Annotated in this window: 14 protein-coding genes and 2 pseudogenes; 10 read left to right on the top strand and 6 right to left on the bottom strand. The window is 38.5% G+C overall.

Annotated features, from left to right (window positions below; genetic code table 11):
• Nucleotides 1-3: 3 nt before the first annotated feature.
• Nucleotides 4-798 (bottom strand): hypothetical protein, encoded by a 795-nt coding sequence (locus NWP25_RS07505; RefSeq protein ID WP_280699108.1) that lies wholly within the window; start codon nucleotides 796-798, stop codon nucleotides 4-6.
• Nucleotides 799-995: 197 nt separating this feature from the next.
• Between NWP25_RS07505 and NWP25_RS07500 the strand changes: the two genes are divergently transcribed.
• From NWP25_RS07500 to treY, 6 genes and pseudogenes are all read left to right on the top strand, one after another.
• On the top strand, nucleotides 996-1,169 hold the full coding sequence (locus NWP25_RS07500) for a hypothetical protein (RefSeq protein ID WP_280649719.1): 174 nt from the start codon (nucleotides 996-998) through the stop codon (nucleotides 1,167-1,169).
• A gap of 490 nt (nucleotides 1,170-1,659) precedes the next feature.
• A pseudogene (locus NWP25_RS07495) lies at nucleotides 1,660-1,830 on the top strand (type II toxin-antitoxin system HicB family antitoxin); the annotation flags it as partial.
• A gap of 3 nt (nucleotides 1,831-1,833) precedes the next feature.
• Nucleotides 1,834-2,037 (top strand): annotated as a pseudogene (locus tag NWP25_RS07490) (IS630 family transposase); the annotation flags it as partial.
• Nucleotides 2,038-2,395: 358 nt separating this feature from the next.
• Entirely contained in the window at nucleotides 2,396-4,525 is a 2,130-nt protein-coding gene (gene glgX, locus NWP25_RS07485; RefSeq protein ID WP_280699106.1) for a glycogen debranching protein GlgX, read from the top strand.
• A 24-nt stretch (nucleotides 4,526-4,549) separates the two neighbouring features.
• Nucleotides 4,550-6,367 carry a malto-oligosyltrehalose trehalohydrolase gene (gene treZ / locus NWP25_RS07480; protein ID WP_280649717.1) on the top strand — a complete coding sequence of 606 codons (1,818 nt, stop codon included), beginning with the start codon at nucleotides 4,550-4,552 and terminating at the stop codon, nucleotides 6,365-6,367.
• 86 nt (nucleotides 6,368-6,453) lie between these two features.
• Nucleotides 6,454-9,264, top strand: coding sequence for a malto-oligosyltrehalose synthase (treY, locus tag NWP25_RS07475; RefSeq protein ID WP_280649716.1), 2,811 nt, complete (start codon nucleotides 6,454-6,456; stop codon nucleotides 9,262-9,264).
• Between the two features lie 229 nt (nucleotides 9,265-9,493).
• On the opposite strand, the gene thyX is transcribed toward treY, so the two are convergent.
• Complete coding sequence (thyX, locus tag NWP25_RS07470; RefSeq protein WP_280699104.1) at nucleotides 9,494-10,201, bottom strand: FAD-dependent thymidylate synthase; 708 nt, start codon at nucleotides 10,199-10,201, stop codon at nucleotides 9,494-9,496.
• A gap of 168 nt (nucleotides 10,202-10,369) precedes the next feature.
• On the opposite strand from thyX, the gene NWP25_RS07465 reads away from it, so the two are divergent.
• Nucleotides 10,370-10,585, top strand: coding sequence for a chlorophyll a/b-binding protein (locus NWP25_RS07465; RefSeq protein WP_280650204.1), 216 nt, complete (start codon nucleotides 10,370-10,372; stop codon nucleotides 10,583-10,585).
• Nucleotides 10,586-10,861: 276 nt separating this feature from the next.
• Nucleotides 10,862-11,446, top strand: a complete 585-nt coding sequence (locus NWP25_RS07460; RefSeq protein WP_280650205.1) for a thioredoxin family protein — start codon at nucleotides 10,862-10,864, stop codon at nucleotides 11,444-11,446.
• Nucleotides 11,447-11,530: 84 nt separating this feature from the next.
• Here NWP25_RS07460 and NWP25_RS07455 read toward each other — a convergent pair whose 3' ends face one another.
• Entirely contained in the window at nucleotides 11,531-12,043 is a 513-nt protein-coding gene (locus NWP25_RS07455) for a hypothetical protein (RefSeq protein WP_280650206.1), read from the bottom strand.
• Nucleotides 12,044-12,460: 417 nt separating this feature from the next.
• Between NWP25_RS07455 and aroA the strand changes: the two genes are divergently transcribed.
• Nucleotides 12,461-13,813, top strand: coding sequence for a 3-phosphoshikimate 1-carboxyvinyltransferase (gene aroA / locus NWP25_RS07450; RefSeq protein WP_280699103.1), 1,353 nt, complete (start codon nucleotides 12,461-12,463; stop codon nucleotides 13,811-13,813).
• Between the two features lie 287 nt (nucleotides 13,814-14,100).
• On the opposite strand, the gene gatC is transcribed toward aroA, so the two are convergent.
• Nucleotides 14,101-14,394: an Asp-tRNA(Asn)/Glu-tRNA(Gln) amidotransferase subunit GatC gene (gatC, locus tag NWP25_RS07445; protein ID WP_280650208.1), complete on the bottom strand. Its 294-nt coding sequence runs from the start codon at nucleotides 14,392-14,394 to the stop codon at nucleotides 14,101-14,103.
• A gap of 284 nt (nucleotides 14,395-14,678) precedes the next feature.
• Nucleotides 14,679-15,200: a photosystem I assembly protein Ycf3 gene (locus tag NWP25_RS07440; RefSeq protein ID WP_280650209.1), complete on the bottom strand. Its 522-nt coding sequence runs from the start codon at nucleotides 15,198-15,200 to the stop codon at nucleotides 14,679-14,681.
• 722 nt (nucleotides 15,201-15,922) lie between these two features.
• On the opposite strand from NWP25_RS07440, the gene NWP25_RS07435 reads away from it, so the two are divergent.
• A complete protein-coding gene (locus NWP25_RS07435; protein ID WP_280650210.1) occupies nucleotides 15,923-16,549 on the top strand; it encodes a glutathione S-transferase family protein in 627 nt (208 codons plus the stop codon).
• 49 nt (nucleotides 16,550-16,598) lie between these two features.
• On the opposite strand, the gene NWP25_RS07430 is transcribed toward NWP25_RS07435, so the two are convergent.
• Entirely contained in the window at nucleotides 16,599-17,147 is a 549-nt protein-coding gene (locus NWP25_RS07430; protein WP_280650211.1) for a DUF2231 domain-containing protein, read from the bottom strand.
• Nucleotides 17,148-17,679: the final 532 nt, after the last annotated feature.

Raw genomic sequence — 17,679 nt, 5'->3', positions numbered from 1 at the left:
GGCTTATTTTGTAGCCAATTCGGCAAAGGCTTTATCAATTCTCTGTAACAGAGTTCTTACGTGGGCTTCAAAAATGTGATAATTTATGTAAATATTATTCCAAAAATTCTTATCAGCAATACGATTTATTTTAGGATTGTTAAATGTCCAGTCACCCAAATCAAAAGCTGATACAAATAATGGATTATCATGAATACTTAATTCTTTTTTAGCTCTATTATTTTGTGAACCTGTCAGTGTTCCCTTTAAAGTTTTAAGTTGTGCAAATTGAACTGTTTCTTCAGCCAAAATAATAATATCTATTCCCTTAATTTTGATTTCAAATTCAAATTCAGGAACAATTACATAAGGACTAATATCAGCTATTTGTTCCCACAGTATGGCTATTTTAGTGCTAAGGCTTCTTGTTACTGAGTTGCTAGTAACTAGGAATTTAGCTCCACAGAGTTCAAAAAGATTGTGTGGGTTAGGATGATGCTCAAGTATTGCACTTTTATTTTCAAAGTCTGCTTTTAACCACGCAATAAAATCATCTCCAAACTTCTCTGTTTTACTAGCAATTAACTGAGATTGTCTATCTAATTGTAAAACTGATCCATTCTGTTTATCTTGTGCAATTTGATATTGAAAGTAAGCAGGTGCTATTGAGGAAATGATTTTTCCATATTTGTATGCTATGTGTAAATCTTCATCTGCGATGTGAGTCACATCAATTAATGAAGCATGATGTAAAATTAATTCTTTCCGTTCTCGGACAGAAAGTGTTATTAAAGTTTCAGCAAGTAATTCAGTAGGCATCAAAGTGATTTTTAACCCATTGGGCGTTCTTTTTGTTACCCAAAATTATGCACCACATTGTAACCTACACAGAAGTTTTATTTGCTGCGCGGTGTAAAATTTTTGTGAGTACAAATTTACTATCTAGTAAAATTACGCATCTACACTCTTTTAGCATCGAAGCATAAAATAAAAACATAACCATTCATAAAACGGATATGCTAAAAACGCTTTGGGCTACCCTTTGGGAAGGAAAAATCGAACTGCTGGAGTCAGCACAGTTACCTGAAGGAACAAGAGTGCTAGTGACTCTGCTTCCTGATGATCAAACTGAATTTTGGCTTCAAGCTAGTCAAACATCACTGGATGAGGTTTATACCCAACTACTGTAAAAATGAGCTTTTGCGGGGTTGGTTGGGATTACAAAATAAACCAGCACACCAAGACTTGTGCGATAGCGAAGCGCTCCGTAGGAATCCCTTTGATAATATGAAGGGTGCGATCGCAATACACAGATTATTGTCCTGTGAGTATCTACGCTTTTGGCAAATTTGCAAAGGGTGCATTAGCCAAGCTTACCAGGGGAGATAGGTTGGGGTTATTATAAGCATTTCAGGGAAAATATCATAAGTTGTGAGCCAACAAGACAAACTCCTCGCTAAATTTTTATTGGATACATTTGATGCAAACATTCCATTTACCCAACTATGTCAACTGTTATGCAGTTTAGGGTTCGATGAACGTGTTCGCGGAAGTCATCATATTTTACCCAAGAAGGAATAGAAGAAATTCTGAATCTTCAACCTAAAGGTTCTCAAGCCAAAGCGTATCAAGTTAAACAAGTTCGTGCAGTAATTCTCAAATACCAGCTAGGAGGTTAAAATGATGCTTCATTATGAAATCATACTTTATTGGAGTCAAGAAGACCAAGAGTTTATTGCCGAGGTTCTAGAATTACCTGGATGTGCTGCGGATGGGGAAACTTATCAAGAAGCACTGCAAAATGTAAAAATTATTATGCAAGAATGGATTGAAATTGCTCAAGCATTAGGTGGATGGTGGATTACCTGCTTGAGATTTGCACCGAATGCACCACAACAGAATCCTGTAGAAGATATGTGGCTACAAGCAAAACGATTAATTAGAGAGTTTTATTTTTTCTGTCATTCTTTTACTGTAGTCAAGGCGTTATTTGAACTATCCATCCATTGTCAAATTTTTGACTTCCCTAAACTTCATGAGTATAGTATTTTCTCATAAATGATTTAGGATTGCTATATTTTTAATTTGCAGCAATTTTGTTTAAATTAACACAATAAGCTAATTTTTAAATTTATACCCAATAAAACTAAAATTAATAAATTTTTCTCAAAAAAAAGAGCTATATTAGCTTTACTGTTCAAAATTTCATAAAAGTTTAGGTAATTTATAATACATAAATATTTAACATAAACCTAACTAATTCCATCTTATGGAATCAATAATTCTTCATCCCACTGATGGAATAACTAGCAGCAATATCGAGTTAAATTCAAACTAAAGTCATTAATTAAAAAACTACATCCAAGGCATCAAACTTTGTTATTCGCAGTAAACACTAACTGTTGAAAATATATCTATGTATGTAGCACTATGGCCGGGGAACGTATATCCTTTAGGCGCTAGTTGGGACGGAAAAGGCACAAACTTCGCCTTATTTTCAGAAAATGCATCTGGGGTAGACTTGTGTTTATTTTTTGATGAAAAAGACAATGAAATTTGTTTACCTCTAAGGGAAAAAAATAATTTTGTTTGGCACGGTTATGTCCCAGGAATAGGACCAGGACAACGCTATGGCTTTCGAGTACATGGACCTTGGGCACCGGAGTTGGGTCATCGCTTTAACCCGAATAAACTGCTAATTGACCCCTATGCTAAAGCAATTGATGGCGAAATTCAACATAGTCCAGCTATCTTTGGCTATTCTTGGGATGCACCTGAACCAGACCTGGTGTTTTCTAATTTAGATAATGCTCAAATGATGCCTAAATGTGTTGTGGTGGATCAGTCTTTTGACTGGGGAGATGATAAACTGTTATATAGGCCGTGGCACGAAACTATCATTTATGAAACCCACGTCAAGGGGTTGACCAAGTTACATCCAGATGTTCCACCAGAACTACGCGGTACTTATGGCGGATTGGCCCATCCAGCAGTAATTCAATATCTTCAGCAACTAGGAATTACAGCCTTGGAATTAATGCCTGTGCATGAGTTTTACTCCTGTCCTGGATATTTAATGGAAAAAGGACTAACTAATTACTGGGGTTACGATTCTATCAACTATTTCACACCCCATTCTAGTTATAGTTCCAGTGGAACATTGGGACAACAAGTGACGGAATTTAAGCAGATGGTCAAGGATCTGCACTTTGCGGGAATTGAGGTGATTTTAGATGTAGTTTATAACCACACTGGCGAAGGCAATCATTTAGGGCCAACGTTATCACTGCGAGGTATTGATAATGCTGTATACTACCGCCTAGTTAAAGATGACCCCCGCTACTACATGGACTTTACAGGCTGTGGTAATTCTTTGAATGTCCGTCATGCCCAAGTCCTGAAATTAATCATGGATAGCCTCCGTTATTGGGTAACAGAAATGCACGTGGATGGCTTCCGTTTTGATTTGGCTTCGGCGTTAGCCCGGGAATTATATGAAGTGGATAGCCTAGCAGCTTTCTTTGACATTATTCATCAAGACCCGGTGCTTGCAGATGTGAAGCTCATTGCAGAACCTTGGGATGTGGGAGATGGCGGCTATCAAGTAGGAAACTTTCCCTTACGATGGTCTGAGTGGAATGGTAGGTATAGGGACACTGTACGCTCTTTTTGGCGTGGTGTAGACCACAGCTTGGGGCAATTTGCTTACTCTTTCACTGGTAGCCCTGATTTGTATCAAACAAATGGGCGCAGTCCCAATGCAAGTATTAATTTTATCACTGCCCACGATGGCTTTACCCTCAATGATTTGGTCAGTTATAACGAAAAGCACAACGAGGCCAACAAAGAAAACAATCAAGATGGGGAAAACCATAACAATTCTTGGAACTGTGGCGTAGAGGGCGAAACTGATGACCCACAGGTGTTGGCCTTGCGAGAACGCCAACGACGCAACTTTTTAACAACTTTGATGTTATCTCAGGGTGTACCAATGCTGCTGAACGGAGATGAATTTGGCTTTAGTCAGAATGGTAATAATAACGCCTACTGCCAAGATAATGAGATTTCCTGGCGCAATTGGGATTTAAAACCAGCAAATGCCGATTTATTGAATTTCACTCGTGAACTGATATATTTCCGCCATCAACATCCAGTATTTCGACGGCGCAAGTGGTTTCAGGGTGAACCGATTTACGGTTTTGGCATTGGTGATATTGGTTGGTTCAATGTTGATGGTAGTGAAATGAGTGATGAGCAGTGGCTAGTTAATTATGCCAAAGTCATGGGAATTTTCTTGAATGGCGAAGGAATTGCCACTCCAGGGCCTCATAGTGAGCGCATTATCGATGAGAGTTTTTTGCTATTTCATAACGCTCATTATGAGCCGATTGATTTCGCCCTACCCAAAGGTTTTAAAGAAAGGGGATGGGAAATGGTAATTGATACCAATGAACCGCGCTTTGTCCCACCAGGGAAGTTTTTCACAGGTTATCAAACTATACCACTAGTTGAGCGATCGCTTGTGGTATTACGCCGTATTGGGTAGCAGAAAGTTCCTTGAGGATTTTGTATGAGAATTGGCGCTCATTATTTAGGTGATGGTGTTTGTGAATTTACGGTTTGGGCACCAAATTTAAACACCGTCGCTGTGGAAATTGTCTCTCCTGACCAGCGCTTGCTTCCCATGGAGCAACTAGGGTCATATTGGCAAGTTATTGCTATGGATATTGAGCCAGGAACACTTTATTTATATCAATTAAATAATAGCGAATCCAGACCTGACCCAGCATCCAATTTTCAACCTCATGGTGTACACAGTCCTTCCCAAGTCATCGATCACAACTTTGCTTGGAGCGACAGTAATTGGTCTGGTGTTTCCTTAGAAACCATGATTATGTATGAGTTGCACGTTGGTACTTTCACACCGGAAGGTACTTTTGAGGCAATTATTCCCCGACTCCCAGATTTACGAGAGTTGGGGGTAAATGCCATTGAACTCATGCCAGTAGCTCAATTTCCAGGCCATCGCAATTGGGGTTATGATGGGGTGTATCCCTTTGCCGTACAAAATTCTTATGGTACTCCCCATCAATTAAAGCAATTGGTTGATGGCTGTCACCAACAAGGAATCGCCGTAATTTTAGATGTGGTTTACAACCACTTTGGCCCTGAAGGTAATTATACAAGTCGCTTTGGCCCTTATTTTACAGAAACTTATCGTACTCCTTGGGGAACTGCCATTAATTTTGATGATGCTCATAGTTACGAAGTCCGTCAATTTTTTATTCACAATGCACTTTATTGGCTAGGTGAATTTCATATTGATGCTTTACGCTTAGATGCAATTCACGCTATTTATGATTTGGGTGCAAAACACTTTTTAGCTGAACTTGCAGAAAATGTGGCTGTGTTTTCTCAGCACCAGGGAAGAAAATTTTATTTAATTGCTGAAAGTGATTTAAATGACCCTAAAATAATTCGTCCTCATCAATCAGGCGGTTATGGAATTGATGCCCAATGGAGTGATGATTTTCATCATTCATTATATACCTTGCTCACAGGCGATCGCATTGGTTATTACCAAGATTTTGGCAAGTGCGAACATTTGGCTAAAGCTTATAAAGACAGCTTTGTTTACGACTGGAAATATTCAAATTATCGCCAACGTTTTCATGGCAATTACCCAGGCGATCGCCCTTCATATCAATTTATAGTATCCATCCAAAATCATGACCAAATAGGGAACAGAATTTTAGGTGAAAGATTATCGCAAATTGTTAACTTTGAACAATTAAAATTAGCTGCTGGAGTACTATTACTTTCTCCATACATTCCTTTGTTATTTATGGGAGAAGAATATGGTGAAGAATCACCATTTATGTACTTTGTTAGTCACTCGGATCCCGATTTAATTAAAGCAGTTAGAGAAGGACGTAAACAAGAATTTTTCGCCTTTCATTCCCAAGGAGAACCACCGGACCCAGAATCTGCTGATATTTTTAACACTTGCAAGCTCAATTGGCAAAAACGCAAATCAGGCAAACATCAAGTTTTATTTTCCTTCTACCAAAAACTCATTCAAATCCGCAGCCAAAACCGAGCTTTATTGCCACGGGAAAGACACAATTTAAAAATAAACTTTCAAGAAGAAAAACAGTTAATTTCCTGGTTTAAATTTAGTGGAAAAAATCAGATATTCTGTGCCATGAATTTTAATAACTCTGATGTTACTCTTAGTCAAGAGTTTACAGGTGGCAATTGGGTAAAAATTTTAGATTCTGCTCAAAAAAAATGGTTAGGTGGCGGTTCAAACTTACCACAAAAACCTAAATTGTGTCAACAATTAACCCTAACTAAGCAGAGTTTTGCCGTTTATGAAAAATATTAAATGATAACGAACCATAGAGAAAACGAAAACTTTTCTCTGTTTACCCTGGGCCTCTGAGGTTGGATCAACAAGGAGTTAGTTTCCCTATGCGAATTCCCACAGCTACTTATCGCATTCAATTTAATTCCAAATTTGGTTTTAATGAAGCTAAAAAAATTATCAATTATCTGGATGAATTAGGCATTTCTGACCTTTACGCCTCACCAATATTTAAAGCAAGAATAGGTAGTACTCACGGCTATGATATAGTTGACCCTAATCAACTAAACCCAGAATTAGGAACACAAGAAGATTTTAGCACTTTAGTTCAACAAATAAAACAGCATCATATGGGGTGGTTACAAGATATTGTCCCCAACCACATGGCTTATGATAGCCAAAATCAATATTTGATGGATGTTTTAGAAAATGGTGTTAATTCTGTTTATGCTAACTACTTTGACATTGCCTGGAATAATGCCATAATCAACGGATTTGGTGATAGTCAACAACCAGTTTTAGCACCTTTACTGGGCAACTTTTATGGTGCTTCTTTAGAAAATGGGGAAATTAAACTCAAATATGACCAACACGGTTTGAGTGTCAATTATTACGATTTGCGATTTCCCATAAAATTAGAATCTTACGCTATATTTCTAAATTATAATATAGGCAAATTATCTAAAATATTAGGGAGAAATAATCCCATATTTGTCAGATTACTTGGCATCCTTTATATGGTAAAACATATACCTGCTGATGTCACACCAAAAGAAAGACAAGACCAAGTTAATTTCGTGAAAGGATTGTTGTGGGAAATTTATACAGATAATACAAACATCCAAGGATTTATTGATGAAAATTTGCGAATTTTTAATGGTGAACCAGGTAAACCAGATACCTTTAACCTTTTAGATAATTTACTTTCTGAACAGTTTTTCCGTCTTGCTTTTTGGAAAGTTGGGGCAGAAGAAATTAATTACAGGAGATTTTTTACCATTAATGAATTAATATCTTTGAATATCGAAAATTATCAAGTCTTTTGCCACACCCACGCTTTGGCTATGAAGTTAGTCAAAGAAAATCAAATTACTGGCTTACGAATTGACCACATTGATGGACTGTATAACCCTAGCCAGTATTTACAGACATTGAGACAAAAAACAGGTGATACATACATCACTGTGGAAAAGATTTTGCATTCAGGGGAAGATTTACCTAACCACTGGTCAATTCAGGGTACTACAGGTTATGATTTCTTAAATTATCTCAATGGCATTTTTTGTCAAACTGCAAAGGAAAAAGAATTTACTCAAATTTACTGGAATGTAACAGGATTTAGAACAGCTTATGAGCAACTTGCTATTGATAAAAAGCATTTAATTTTAGAAAGAAATTTAGCCGGAGATGTTGATAATTTAACTTATATATTAAAAAAAATAGCCAGTAGACATCGTTATGGCAATGACTTTACCATTAATGGATTAAAACGAGCCCTTGCAGAAGTGTTGACTTTATTTCCCATTTATCGCACTTACACAAATCAAAACGGTATCTTACCCGCAGATCGTCGATATATTCAGGATGTAATTCAACAAGCAAAATCACATCTTCCCCTACTACACCATGAATTAAATTTTATTGAAAAACTCTTATTACTGGAATATGAACATTCTCTGACAACGGAGGATCAAGAGCAATGGCTTTATTTTGTCATGCGATTACAACAATATACAGGCCCATTAATGGCCAAAGGAGTAGAAGACACAGCATTATACGTTTATAACCGCTTTATTTCCTTAAATGAGGTTGGTGGAAACCCTGATAATTTTGGCATAAGTATTACTGATTTTCACAACTTTAATCAACACAGAAAAAACCGTTGGCTACACTCAATGAATACTACTTCAACCCATGATACTAAAAGAGGTGAAGATATCCGAGCCAGATTAAATGTTTTGTCAGAAATTCCTGAAGAGTGGCAAAAACAAGTTTACGCATTTTATGAAATTAACCGTGTTCATAAAACAAGTGTAAGTAAAAGTTTACCCATGCCAGATACAAATGATGAGTATCAGTTTTATCAGATGCTCATAGGTGCATTTCCATTTTTTGAACATGAGTATAGTGACTTTTGCCAACGCATTCAAGATTATGTTCTCAAAGCTGTTAGAGAAGCTAAAGTCTACACAGCCTGGCTAAGACCGAATGCAACTTATGAACAAGCCTTAACTAAATTTGTGGCTGCAGTTTTGGAAAATTCAGATCAAAATCAATTTTTACAGGAATTTCTACCCTTTCAAAAACGGGTAGCCTACTATGGGATTTTTAATTCTTTATCTCAGACTTTATTAAAAATCACCTCTCCTGGAGTTCCAGATTTTTATCAAGGAACTGATCTTTGGGACTTCAGCATGGTTGACCCTGATAATCGTCGTCCCGTTGATTTTCAAATAAGACAATCTCACCTCAAAGTCATTAAAAAACAGTCCCAGGAAGATATTTTAAAATTCGTAGATGAACTATTAGCAACTAAAGAAGATAGTAGAATCAAGCTGTTTGTGATTGTCCAAGCCTTAAAAGCCAGAAAAGAAAATTTAACAGTTTTTCAACAAGGTGACTACCTACCATTAGAAGCTAAGGGAAAATATTCAGATCATATTATTGCCTTCGCTAGGATTCATAGTAATCAGACAATAATTACCATAGCACCCCGCTTTTTTACTAGCTTAATTGAACCTGGAGAATATCCCCTAGACATACAAGTCTGGGATGATACATATATTCACTTACCACCGGCAGCGCCGTCACTTTGGCAAAACACCATCACTCAGCAAACACTCTACACTGATAAAACCATGTTAATAGGCGAAGCCCTCAAGCACTTTCCCGTAGCATTGTTAAAAAGTCATGATTAACATTAAATTTTACTGGCTTAGGAATATGTGCAAGGGTTGCTAAATATAATTGCGCCCCTTTGCATTTAAGAACAGCAATATTTAATGGAACACATTAAAGCAGGTTAGCAAGCTGACATGGTGGCACTTTCGATTAAACTGATAACCATAATCACTCAGATCCCTCGCGCTCCCTGAGGGAAGTCGAAAGGAGCATATCAAGGATGAGTAAGATTATTCCTGATTCTACTCAAAGATGATTATGGTGAGTTTCCCACGCTTCTATTGAAACAGGAACTATCGGTTTAATCAGGGAAGTTATGGCTTGAGCATAAGCCCCAATCTCACTTTGTGCTCCAGCCCCACGGCGCAGTCCTATAAAGTGCAAAACAGCTTGCAGGGAAACCGTCCAGACCCAAGAAGTGTATACTGAAGGAACTAATACACCACGAGCCTGTTCTCTCCCTACTCCTAACTCTAGAAGAGTACGATAGGCCTCATAGCTAGTTTGGCATTGTTGAGTATAAATTGCTATTGCTTTCTGATTAGTATTTTCAGCCAATTGACCTTCAGTAGCTTGTTTGTTGTTCTTTGATTGTTGGCGAAAAATTTTAGGAATATAAAATTCACTACTATCATCAATTTCAACATATCGAAAGCTTTTCTCATTCCATCCTAGTTGCTCATCATTATGATTGCTGGCAATCACGTGTTTCCACCATTGGCGACAAACAAACAGAGGAGCTTTGACTTTAAATTTGAAGACAGTTCCCCGAAAAGGACTTGTATGTTCGTGCTTGATTAAGTAATAAATTAGCTTAATATCTTTATCACTTAGCTCTGTGGCAGTTTTCTCGAAGCTTGCCCTGGCATCATTAACAATGTCTAAGTCGCTTCCCAGTGCAGCAATAAGCTCTATTCTACTTTTTCCGTCTTTTAAGGGATCCACCCAACTCATAAGCTGTTACGCATTTAATTTCTATGCTTATTAAGGGAAGTCGAAGTACTGAGGGCATATCCACTTCCCTCTATGACTGTAGTCGAACCTATGTCCGCACAGATACTTTACAAAAATTATTATTTTTGTTACAGTTGTTTACATAATAAAAAAGACAGGAAAAACTACATGCGTAACACCTCAGGCATTGTTGACGACCACGGTCTAATGAACGCCTTTGCCATTGAACCAAAAGTTTATGTAGATGAGCAAGGCGATCGGACTGGATTTACTCCCTACGCTGAATTAATCAACGGTCGTTTGGCAATGATTGGTTTTATCTCTTTGATTGCACTAGAAGTTTTCACAGGGCACGGCATTTTCGGTCTTTTAGCCCAATTATAAAAACTAATCTTTACAAATAATTTTTAACAAATGTAGAGACAGGATATTTCCTGTCTCTAACTTCATGAGTACTGATCAATATAGCACTTTCCGTTGTGGTGATGTACATTATTAGCGAGTAAGATGCCCACCCCACAAGATTTTCATGATTATGATTTGTAGTTCACAAGGACGAAATCTGCTGTAATGGGTACAGTAATAACAGAGACAAAAGGAGCTAGGAATTAAGAATTTTTCCTTACTGCCTACTCCCCATTACCCTAATCAGCATTTTTTATGGTTTTAACTGCTTCTACAATGTTGCCATTAGGCACGCAAGCGCCAGATTTTCATCTAACAGAAGTGGTATCCGGAGAAACAATTTCCCTGGCCACTTTTGCTGATAAAAAAGCATTGTTGGTCATGTTTATTTGTCGGCATTGCCCATTTGTCAAACATATCCAAGCAGAATTAGCTCGTTTAGGAAAAGATTATTTCTCTAGTGATTTAGGAATCGTGGCCATCAGCGCCAATGACGCGGAAAAATATCCAGATGATGCGCCAGAATCTTTAAAAGCAATGGCAACAGAACTGGATTTTAAGTTCCCCTTGTGTAACGACGAAACTCAGGAAACAGCAAAAGCTTATACAGCAGCTTGCACACCTGATTTTTTTGTATTTGACGCAGAACGCCGCCTCGCCTATCGAGGGCAATTGGATGATAGCCGTCCTAGCAATGACAAACCGGTAACGGGTGCAGATTTACGCCTTGCCATTGCGGCAGTGCTAGGGGATAAACCTGTGGCAGGTGAGCAAAAGCCCAGTATTGGTTGCAATATCAAATGGAAACCTGGTAACGAACCCAGTTATTTTGGGCAATAAACATTGGGGATGGGGGGATCAAATATGAGGTAAACTCTTTCCTAGTCCCCATACCCCAATTCCCACTCCCAGAAAAACTGATGACTAGTGTTTAATTTCCAGATTGAGGATGTACATTCCTAGTTGGACGTTTTCTGCCCACAATTCGTATTCCAGGCGCAAATGTTCTGGCCAGTGATGTCCATTAAGTGACAAAGTTTTTGTAAAATTTCGTAACCGAATGGGATTATAAGGTTGCACTGACTCAGTGGGTAACCAGTAACGGCTCACGCCATAAACTCCTTGTTCCCAGAAATGGCGATAACTAACTTGCTCGTTACCTTGCATGGTCATGATAATCCGATATGGGGAAATCTCCAACCACAAAATTCTGGGACTCCTGGGGGCTTTAGTGTTGCTTTGATTTTCGGCACAGATGTTTTCTAAATTCAAAGAATTTGCCACTTTAGGCTTAACTAGCGGCGGTTCTGTCAACAGTAAATGGAATCGTTCAGTGTCTTTTTGATACAATGTTCCCGCAGTTTCAACAACAGACCAGAATGGCAGGTCAGTTGAAATGAGTGATAAACACACGGGCTTACGGTGATGGGTCAGCATGGGAGCGATAGGGGCTAAAATCTATTGAACAAAATGAAATTAACACCAGTTTTTTAGCAATCAGAAACAACCGGTAAATAGTAAAACATCCCTAATATTAACTGAAGATGCTGATTTGGTAAGCAAATAAATCAACATAAAAAGCAATAAAAGATTATAAATTTAAATACTTTTTAAGGTGCAGTATGTAAAATTTTTTGTGGCATTCTTTCTAAGAACAGTTCCAAAAAATACAAGACCCCTCGGACTGTTTTCTGCAAGATGAAAAACTATCACGTGAAGATCTGTCATATATTTGGTGGATTGTGGCAAATTTACGCGAACAAAAAGCGATAGTATACTAGGCAGGAAGTTTCCAATAGTGGCAAATTTAGTCGCTGATAAACTTCCGGTGTATTCAAGAGCCAGTGTAACCTCATGTCGGCTTCTGTCATAACTGTAGAAACTCAAAAAGACCTTTCTCACAAGTTAATTATCCAGCGCCCCTCTGCTGGGCTATGTTTACAGGGTTGTATCCGTGTACCAGGTGATAAATCCATATCACACCGGGCTTTAATGTTGGGCGCGATCGCCCAAGGTGAAACCCAAATCCAAGGACTGCTGTTAGGGGAAGACCCCCGCAGCACTGCAAGCTGTTTTCAAGCTATGGGAGCCGAAATTTCGGAACTGAACAGCAACTTAGTCAGGGTTCAGGGTATTGGTTTGGGACAATTGCAAGAACCAGTGGATGTTTTGAATGCTGGTAACTCTGGTACTACACTCAGACTGATGTTAGGGCTTTTAGCATCACATCCAGGGCGTTTTTTTACTGTCACCGGCGATAGTTCTTTGCGATGGCGTCCTATGTCCCGTGTGGTGAAACCTTTGCAACAAATGGGAGCAGAAATTTGGGGACGTAAAGGCAATTCTTTAGCACCCTTAGCAATTCAAGGACAAGTCCTGAAACCGACTCATTATCATTCTCCCATCGCCTCTGCCCAAGTTAAATCCTGCATATTACTTGCGGGTCTACTAACAGAAGGAAAAACCACTGTCACAGAACCCTCCCTTTCTCGTGACCACAGCGAACGCATGTTACGGGCTTTTGGTGCGGAACTCAGTATTGATCCAGAAACCAATAGCGTCACCGTCATCGGCCCGGCTCAACTGTGTGGGCAAAAAGTCATTGTCCCTGGGGATATCAGTTCAGCGGCTTTTTGGTTAGTAGCTGGGGCAATTGTACCCGGTTCTGAATTAATAGTGGAAAACGTCGGTGTTAATCCCACCCGTACGGGAATATTAGATGCTTTAGCAATGATGGGAGCTGATATTCAACTAGAAAATCAGCGGGAAGTCGCGGGGGAACCAGTGGCAGATTTAAGGGTACGTTCCAGTGGTTTAAAAAGCTGCACCATTGCTGGGGATATAATCCCTAGAATGATTGATGAAATCCCTATCTTAGCAGTGGCCGCAGTATTTGCCGAAGGCATAACCATTATTCGCGACGCAGCTGAATTGCGAGTTAAAGAAAGCGATCGCATTACTGTGATGGCCCAGCAACTCAATAAAATGGGAGCGAAAGTCAGTGAATTACCCGACGGTATGGAAATTACTGGTGGAACTCAGTTAGTGGGTACTGATGTAGATAGTTATACAGATCATCGCATTGCTATGAGTCTAGCCATCGCATCTCTAGTTGCTACCGGGATCACCACCATTCACCGTGCAGAAGCAGCGGCCATTTCCTACCCTGACTTCACCGCCACACTACAAAAGCTGCTTCCTGACTGAGTAAGGTGTGAGGACTAGTCCAGAGAAGGTGTGTTATTGCTTTAGCCTAACCCACCGCAAAACTTGTACCAACGTTCCCTCGGTTGTGAGGTGCATTGAAATCAATTACAGGCCCTTTCGGCACAATGGGGGTCTAGTTAACATTGGGTTAACTTTTTTGACGCTCCCACCTGCTTCTAGCCTTGGGGGTGTTAAATTGTGACCCTTCTTGCTCTCCTCTTGATATCCACTGACCATCCTTGAACATTCCCAAACCTATGTGTTTCTCATTTTTCTGCTAATTATCTCTACTCATTAGTGTGGAGAATTTTTGGTACTTTGAAGAATTCTCCTTCTTGTTCAGGCGCACTATTAAGAATGGCTTCTCGTTCAGGATATGGCTGCAACTCATCTTTTCGAGTCACATTACTAACATCAATCGCCCTTGTTGTGGGAGAAACATTACTCACATCTACTTCATTCAATTGTTCGACATAATCCAGAATACTTCCCAGCTGCTTGGTGAATTGCTGTTCTTCTTCTGGTGTCAATTCTAAACGAGCCAAAAGAGCTACTTTTTGCACTTGTTCACGGTCAATCATAGTTACTCAACTCTTAATTTTCATACTTATGGTCAATTTTAGGGAAAACCCAACCCCGTCAAAGCTACAGTTTGCTCCCTCTTCTCTCGCCTATGATGTAAACACAAATGATGTCATCAGTGAAAATTCTATTTTGTAGGGTTGTCCATGATACACCCCAATATCCAGGCTGTGATAAAACTAGGCAAAAAATTTAGGGCTTGTGTAGACAGCTTAACCTCCCTTGCGGGGTGGGGTTCTTGATTAAGCCCAATGATTAGTAATTACTTAATACCAACCACCGATTAAAAGAATACGTCAATTTGCATACGTCCAGTAGTTTTTAACCAATTTTGAGCTTCGATGTAGTTATTAGGAGCCATACGAATAGCTCTAATCCAATAATCTGCTGCTTGGTCAAACAGAGCTTCGCCTGCGTCATTATCCCCGGACTCTTTTGCCTTTTCTCCTTGGTAATGGTAGATTACGGCGATGTTATTCAAGGCTTGGGGTAAACGTGGATTCAATTGAATTGCTTTGTGATACATTTCTAAAGCCTTATCATGGTCACCATTACTGGCATAAATTAGCCCCATATTGTAGTGAATATAACTGCGATCATTACTGTCTTCCTCAAGGGTCAGGGCTTCTTCGTAGTAGTCTAACGCTTCAGCATATTCTCCTTCTGCTTGGGCTGACATCCCATCTCGGTAATACACAAATGCTTCTTTAGCTTTTTTGTTGGCTGGCAGAAGTTTGAGGATCAGATCCGCCATCACTGTAAAGGATTTGTCAATAAAATTATCGTTTTTTTGTGTTCTTGGCATATTTGCCTCTATGGTTGTGCATGAATTGGCTGAAAAGATATTGTCAGGAACTAAGTTCTTTTCACTAAGTAAGATGGAAATATATTACTACGAGCCAAATTTTCTAGTAAAGTATCCAGACGAAATATTTGGCAATTCCCCATCTATCCCACTCATCAAAGAGCAGTTGCTATTGTTGAAAAATAGAATCCTTTGGTTGGGTACTTACGCCCATCTTGTTAAAGCTATTCTGTGGAGGTTTGTTCACTCATTAGTTTAGCAGGATATCAACACAATAGCTGCTGTTGTGGTTCACGTGTTTGTATTTGGGGATTTGGCCACAAATTGTAATCTTGTGGAATCACAATTAGTGGAACTAATTCATTGGCTACAGTTGTTAAAATTGTACAAGATATAATTTCCTCACCTTTAAGCTTTCCCTATGAGGTGTCTCTTTTTTAGCCAACAATTCATCTGGCTGTCAACCGTTACTTTGTGGCATCACTATTATTATTGTTTTTAGGTAAATTTTCTAGACCTACTTTTATTTTCCATACTGACCATATTTAAAATTTTTCATATAGGAAATAAGTAATAGTATTGTTTATATTTTTTATTTTTTTAAATTCTTATATGCATACACTGAAAATACATAAAATTATCCTGTTTTATAAATTTTGGTTTGTAATATATTGTATTTTAGCCCATCACTTACCCCAATATTGATTCTTATATTTTTTCAAATGAAAACTCTACAATTGTATGATTTTTTACCATCTGGTAATAGTTACAAGATCCGACTTTTATTGACACAAATCGGTATGCCATTTCAGAGAATAAACATTAATATTTTGAAAGGAGAAAGTCGCACACCAGAGTTTTTGAGCAAAAATCCCAACGGGAAAATACCAGTTCTGGAAATTAACACTGGACAATATTTGGCGGAATCAAATGCCATATTAGTGTATTTGAGTGAAGGGACAGAATTTCTACCATATGATCGCTTTTTGAGGGCACAAGTATTGCAATGGTTATTTTTTGAACAATATAGCCATGAACCTTTTATAGCTACATCAAGATTTTGGATTTCTATTTTAGGTCAAGCCAAGGAATATCACACAGCTATAGAGCAAAAACGTGAACCAGGTTATGCAGCACTAAAGGTGATGGAAAATCATTTAATTACTCACGATTTTTTTGTCAGTCACCGTTATACAATTGCTGATATTGCCTTGTTTGCCTATACTCACGTGGCTGATGAAGGTGGTTTTGATTTGAGCAAATTTCCCGCTATTCAAGCTTGGATGGAACGAGTTAAATCTCAGCCTAGATATATAAGCATTAGACAAGATAAAAATTTTGCTGAATGAAAACACATAATTCTTTAAACTAGCTATGGGGAATTTAGTTATGTCACATCTACGGATACCTTCTACTACCAGCACCTACCACTCCAATTTTATGTCGATAGGAAAGTTCAGCCCCAAACCAACCAGTAATGCTAGTTAGCGTTCCCACAACCAGAGACAAAAAGAATCCCCAAGGTAATATTCGTGCTTCAGGATTTCCTAAACGGAGAATCAAGTTAAAGGCTGTGAAAATTAAAATCGTTACATTGAGAATCAAATGCGTCCAGCCAGCAGTGCGTTTGCGAACACGTTCAATTCTCAAAAAGTCACTCATTCCGGTTATTGCGGCAATGATACCTCCTAGAAGTCCCAATCCAATTAACCATAGCGACGCTCTAGCCCAGAAAAAATCCTCAGTTAACCAATAGCCGAAGTCACTTCCCAATGCACCAGCTAAAAAAGCAATGGGAAAAATCATGGTCAGGGGGTGTAAAGGATGTCCCGCGATGGCCACTGTGCTGGCTACACCGCTATCCCGATACTCTCTATCGTCACTTTCAATAATTGGTGGGATATTTGGGAAAGGTGTGGAATTGGATTCTGTACCTGTGGTTTCCATTATTGATTATCCTTTTTTAGCAGAAATTTTGACTGTCCAAGTTCTGCGTCGGTGATACAAAATTTGAGCAATTAATGACTCTATTCTTAATAGACAATGAACTTTATTTGGGTAAAACGCAAAAATTGTAAATTCTTATTGCAGGATTCAACACTTGTGCTTTTTTAGCTAGAAGAAATTAGTTGAAGAAATGTTGGCAAACTGCTATCGAAATTTATTCAATGGTTCTTCTTTATATCTAGGATGATGTGGGATTTTTATCTCAACTTTTATTTAATTACTCTTAAGTTAATTTATAAAAATTGCCTAAAATTTTTATCTACCCCGGGAAGTAATCCAATTTATACAGTTATCTTTTGCCAAGGAGAAGGAGAAAATCATCAGTGATAAATATCTAAATTTTATATCCAGAGTTACCCAAACCATCATTCAAAAGAAAGATGGAATTTACCTAAATGGTGTGTCACGCTGAAACAAAGTAAGAGGATATCTGAAAACTTTTCGGCGAATTATATTCGCCACTACACAAAAA

The organism is Umezakia ovalisporum Ak1311 (genome assembly GCF_029891685.1).
In the GTDB taxonomy this organism is placed as follows: domain Bacteria; phylum Cyanobacteriota; class Cyanobacteriia; order Cyanobacteriales; family Nostocaceae; genus Umezakia; species Umezakia ovalisporum.
The sequence above is the reverse complement of the archived record's forward strand: the minus strand, read 5'-3'. Positions and strand labels throughout refer to the sequence as shown.